Origin of the sequence: Psychrobacter sp. TWR1-1-1, from assembly GCF_049895865.1 — a bacterium.
Lineage (GTDB): Bacteria > Pseudomonadota > Gammaproteobacteria > Pseudomonadales > Moraxellaceae > Psychrobacter > Psychrobacter immobilis_A.
The window spans coordinates 1-4,764 of sequence record NZ_JAFCTE010000037.1 but is presented as its reverse complement, the minus strand read 5'-3'; the positions used below and the strand labels follow the sequence as shown (position 1 = coordinate 4,764).

Annotated in this window: 4 protein-coding genes and 1 pseudogene; 4 read left to right on the top strand and 1 reads right to left on the bottom strand. The window is 40.2% G+C overall.

What is annotated here, in order from left to right; translation table 11 throughout:
• Nucleotides 1–471 precede the first annotated feature (471 nt).
• Together ACP69U_RS13635 and ACP69U_RS13630 are read left to right on the top strand one after the other, a co-directional pair.
• Nucleotides 472–2,079 (top strand): Fic family protein, encoded by a 1,608-nt coding sequence (locus ACP69U_RS13635; RefSeq protein ID WP_426138815.1) that lies wholly within the window; start codon nucleotides 472–474, stop codon nucleotides 2,077–2,079.
• Nucleotides 2,040–2,252, top strand: a pseudogene (locus ACP69U_RS13630) (IS3 family transposase); the annotation flags it as partial. The gene ACP69U_RS13635 and the pseudogene ACP69U_RS13630, both read left to right, overlap by 40 nt.
• Nucleotides 2,253–2,305: 53 nt before the next feature.
• On the opposite strand, the gene ACP69U_RS13625 reads toward ACP69U_RS13630, so the two are convergent.
• Nucleotides 2,306–3,196, bottom strand: a complete 891-nt coding sequence (locus tag ACP69U_RS13625) for a LysR family transcriptional regulator (RefSeq protein WP_058025956.1) — start codon at nucleotides 3,194–3,196, stop codon at nucleotides 2,306–2,308.
• A gap of 135 nt (nucleotides 3,197–3,331) precedes the next feature.
• Between ACP69U_RS13625 and ACP69U_RS13620 the strand changes: the two genes are divergently transcribed.
• On the top strand, nucleotides 3,332–3,823 hold the full coding sequence (locus ACP69U_RS13620; RefSeq protein ID WP_426138814.1) for a CidA/LrgA family protein: 492 nt from the start codon (nucleotides 3,332–3,334) through the stop codon (nucleotides 3,821–3,823).
• A 9-nt stretch (nucleotides 3,824–3,832) separates the two neighbouring features.
• Nucleotides 3,833–4,531 (top strand): LrgB family protein, encoded by a 699-nt coding sequence (locus tag ACP69U_RS13615; RefSeq protein WP_426138813.1) that lies wholly within the window; start codon nucleotides 3,833–3,835, stop codon nucleotides 4,529–4,531.
• The last annotated feature ends 233 nt before the right edge of the window (nucleotides 4,532–4,764 follow it).

The window sequence follows — 4,764 nt, the reverse complement described above, 5'->3', positions numbered from 1 at the left end:
TAACTGATCAAATACTGCCCCCGTTACTCAACCTTCATTAGTCAACACGTTTTGATAATAGCCATCTAACTATTTATAAAGCAGCGTCCCTACTCTAAGCACCCTATCACTGCACTATAGTAATAAGTGAACTTACCAATTTAAAAATAGGCGGCCATTTGATTAGGAATATCTAATACTTTATTTTTATTTGTAAAAAGTTGATATATAAGGCTTTGCAAGCGAGGAAAGAAGACGTTATTTACAGAAATAGGTGCTCTATTACTACATAGCTATGTTAAGAACGGTGTATTTATCCCATCCAATTTCGATCCACTATGTCCACTCAATATATCATTTAATCTTTATTTAAAGGTATCACAGCGTCATATAAAAATCGATCTCATGCAGTAAGGCTTAATAATAACCATTATGTTGCATTCATAATCGCTTTTCTGCAAAATGGCTTATCTATAATCGCTTGAGCCACTCATGATGAACACCCCTACCTCAGACCCTATTGGCGCAGCATGGCTTATCCGTCATGCAAGCATCGAGCTGGTTTCGCCTTTATATGTCAGCAGTAGTATCGGTGGGCGCAGGCAAACCTATAAAGACGGTGATGTCATCCATAACGCTTATCAGGAAACTGCGCGGCCACTGGACACTATCATTGCCCACTTACAGTTTCACATGCGTCATGAAGTACTGAATTTGGAGTTACTGACTCGTCTGTTTGAGCAGATAGGGGCTAATGACGTACAAGCATGGGTAAACGCTGAGCCCACAGGCAGCTATGCCCGTAGAATGGCTTTCTTGTATGAATGGCTCATGGGTCAGCAGTTAGCAGTACCGAGTAATTTAGGCGGTAATTATGTGGACGCTTTAGATGCTAAGAAGCAGGTTACTTCAAGCCCTGTGCATGTCATCAAGAACGCTCGTTGGCGTATCAATGACAATCTAGCAGGAACCCGTCATTTCTATCCGATGCTGGTGAAAACAGAGTTGTTTACGCAAGCCGCTGCACTCGATATTGCCACAATGGTTGACAAGCTGAACGATGAATTTGGGCAAGACTTACTGATGCGTGCCTCCGTATGGATGACATTACGAGAGAGTAAAGCCAGTTTTACTATAGAAGGTGAAGGCAAAGAGTTAAAACGTATTGAACGTTTCGCCGATGTAATGGCACGGCGTACCGGCAAGGGCGATATTCCGCTTGATCCTGAGTCGCTAGCAGAGTTGCAACAAGAGATATTGGGTAGTAAAACTATTATTCAGCAGTACGGCATCCGTCAATCACCAGTTTTTGTGTCGCATACTCAGGTCAATGGCTTTAAAGAGATTGTGCACTATATCGCGCCACCTGCTGATGACATTGCTGAAAAGCTCAAAGGGTTACTGGCATTTATGGAAAAGACCGAGGGACAATCGGCACTGATACGTAGTGCGGTTGCTTCCTTTGCTTTTGTGTATATTCATCCGCTGGCTGATGGCAATGGCCGCGTACATCGCTTCTTAATTAACGATGTACTCAGACGCGACCAGGTCATTCATGAGCCGATTATCCTACCTATATCGCAAGCCATCGCTGAGCATCCCTCAGACCGTCATGCGTATGATAAAATTTTAGACCGTTTATCCGTGCCACTTATGGAGCAAATCCGTGATCATTACAGCTTTGATAAACAGGCGGTTACTTACCCTGATGGTATTCGCTCAAACTTAAATTTTGAAGACAGCCACCTTATTCAACCGGGGTGGCGCTTTATGGACTTAACGCCTCACGTTCAGTACTTATCAGGATTGATTGCTCATGTTATTGAAAAAGAGATGCATAACGAGTCGCAGTACCTAAGACAACATGACCATGCACGACTGGCGATAAAAGAGATTATTGAGATGCCCAACAGCTATGCCGATAGAATCATTCGCAGCATGCTACAAAATAAAGGTGCTAAAAGTAATAAGCTACTGAAGGATTATCCATTTTTGACAAATGATGAGGTTTGGGACGATATTTTCTCTGTGGTTGTAGAAACCTTTAAAGATGAAGCAGATTGGCTGAAACGGTCAATGGGCTTTATAAGTCTGAGGTGATTCATTATTTAAAGCAAAACTGGACTGGTGTGAACGATGTTGAACTGGCAACCCTTGAGTGGGTGGACTGGTTTAATAAAACCCGTTTGCATAGCACGATTGGATATGTGTCACCCTTTGAGTTTGAAAAGCGGTATTATGATAATTTAATCCTGTCAGGTATTGCTGCCTGACTCAAGTAAACCAGACTCCGACATAGTCGGGGCGGTTCATTATCAAGGCCTGGTTATATATTTTTTCTTATGTTATCAAGCCAAGCTCGCATACTTGGTGTAAGCAAGCGATGACGACGCCAAGCCATGACAAGCTCCCATTTTAACTGAGGTTGGGTTAGTGGCAAGCAGACTAATCCTGTTAAATCCAACTTTTGAGTATAATATTGAGGCAAAAGAGTCACACCCATATCCTGTTTTACCATGTCAAGAAGCAAGTGCCACTGATTGGTTTGGCAAATAATATTAGGTTCAAAACCTAGTGATTGACAGTTTTCTATAATCATTGGAGTAAATGATGAATTGGAGGTAAATAAAATTAGGGGTGCATTTGATAGTGACTTAAGTGTTACCTTGGTTTTTCGCTTACCCATACGGTTTTTATTTGCTACGACCACCACTGGATAGCAACATATCGACGAGTAGTCAAAATCATCGTCAATCGGCTTCATCAATGTTGCCACATCAAGTTGCCCCTCTAGAAGGGCCTGCTTAAGTGACTCAGCACCATCTTCGATAAGTGAGGTTTCTATACTAGGATGCATTTGGTAAAAGTTAAAAATAGCTTTGCTTAGTATTTCACTGCCTAACGGTGAAATCCCCAGACGCAACTTACCACCTATTAATTGCTGATAATCTACTACTGTTTGTTCAAGATTATCTGCCTTTTGTAAGATATCCACTGCTTGAATATAGAGGTGTTCGCCAATTTCCGTTAAATTAACTAGCCGCTTTTTTCTATGAGTCAACGGCTTATCAAACAGAGCTACGCCTAAATATTCTTCAAGGTTACTGATGGATTTGGTAACGGTGGGTTGGGTTAAATTGAGTTGAATACTGGCTTGAAGAAACCCACCTGTTTTTACAACTGTCACAAAGCAGCGTAATTGTTTCAAAGTTATCATAAATAATAAACCACAGTTAGGAATGAGAACGAAATTTATTATAGGAATTAGGAATAAAAATAAAAATATAATTCATAATTTATGACTATAGTGTTCTTATAATAAGTGGTCTCTAATTAACAAACAACAACTATTATGCGTAATCCTAATATTCGCTTATCCCTATCCTTTGTAGCTGAAAAAAAACTTAGACTTCAACAGTTCTGTCGCCAATCATGGCTTCATGTCCTTATGCAATGCGCTATTATCGCAGCTGTCTGGTATTGTGCTGCGATATTGGTTGAGTTATTGCATCTACCCGTATCCTCAGGCGTCTTAGGAGTATTTTTAATGCTGATCTTATTAATGAGTGGTGCTATCAAGGTTAACTGGGTCAGACTGGGGGCAAAATTTGTTTTGGGTGAATTAGTATTAATGTTTATCCCACTTATGATGTCAATACTTCAATACAAGGCGCTATTTATCAGTAAGGGCTGGCAATTAATGCTGACAATTATCTTAAGTACCGCGATGGTGATGTTAAGCTCAGCATTAACTTTTATTATGGTGCACCGTTTGCAACGTAGATTGTATCGACATCAGATTCATAAAGCCCAATTAAACCTAAAAAATGATAATAATGCGTGAGGATTTGCGGTGAATACTTGGTCAATCCTTTGTCTCATTTGGACATTAGCTGCCTATTATATGGCTAGAGTAGTCTATGTGCGCTATCGAAAATCTTGGCTAAACCCTGCTATCACGGTTCCAGTAGTAACGCTTTCATTAATGATTATTTTTAATATCTCTTATGATACTTATTGGAAGGATACAGCTTGGATTGTGCAGTTACTTGCCCCCGCAACGGTTGCGTTTGCTATACCTATTTATGAGTATCGTCGTTTAATACGTCAACAAGCTTTGGCTTTGACCGCTTCCATAACTGTCGGGATGGTGGTGGGGGTCTTAAGCATATATATATTCGCTGGTTTGTTTCATTTTGATAAGACCTTGACCTATAGCTTGATGGCCCGTTCAATATCGACACCATTTGCGTTAGACTTATCTGAAAAAATTCACGGATCTTCCTCTTTAGTTTCATTGTTTACTTTGATTACAGGGATGGTGGGAATGATTTTAGGAGATATGATTTTGACTTTTTTTCGTATTCGCTCACATCTTGCAAATGGAATCGCATTTGGTAATGCATCACACGGTTTTGGTACAGCCCGGGCAAGTCAGCGCAATGAGGACGAGGGCGTTATAGCTAGTTTAACAATGATTTTAGCGGGATTATTTATGGTATTCTTAGGCCCTTCATTAATACATGGCGTAATGTTATTTGGGCAAGTTTAAACAAATATATATAGAGACCCTAATCCATATTAAGAATAGATATAATAACAGCCATTATCACTAACAGATAAACAATAAAAAAACGTATGAATTTCCGTTGAACCGCCCCGACTTTATCGGAGAGTGATTTACTTGAGTCAGGCAGCAATACCCGACAGGGTCAAATTATCATAATACCGCTTTTCAAACTCAAAGGGTGACACATAACCAATCGTGCTATGCAGTCGTGTTTT

Coding starts and splice junctions, on each gene's coding strand:
- ACP69U_RS13620 (WP_426138814.1), top strand. CDS start 3,332: ATGCGTAATCCTAATATTCGCTTATCCCTATCCTTTGTAGCTGAAAAA.
- ACP69U_RS13635 (WP_426138815.1), top strand. CDS start 472: ATGATGAACACCCCTACCTCAGACCCTATTGGCGCAGCATGGCTTATC.
- ACP69U_RS13625 (WP_058025956.1), bottom strand. CDS start 3,196: ATGATAACTTTGAAACAATTACGCTGCTTTGTGACAGTTGTAAAAACA.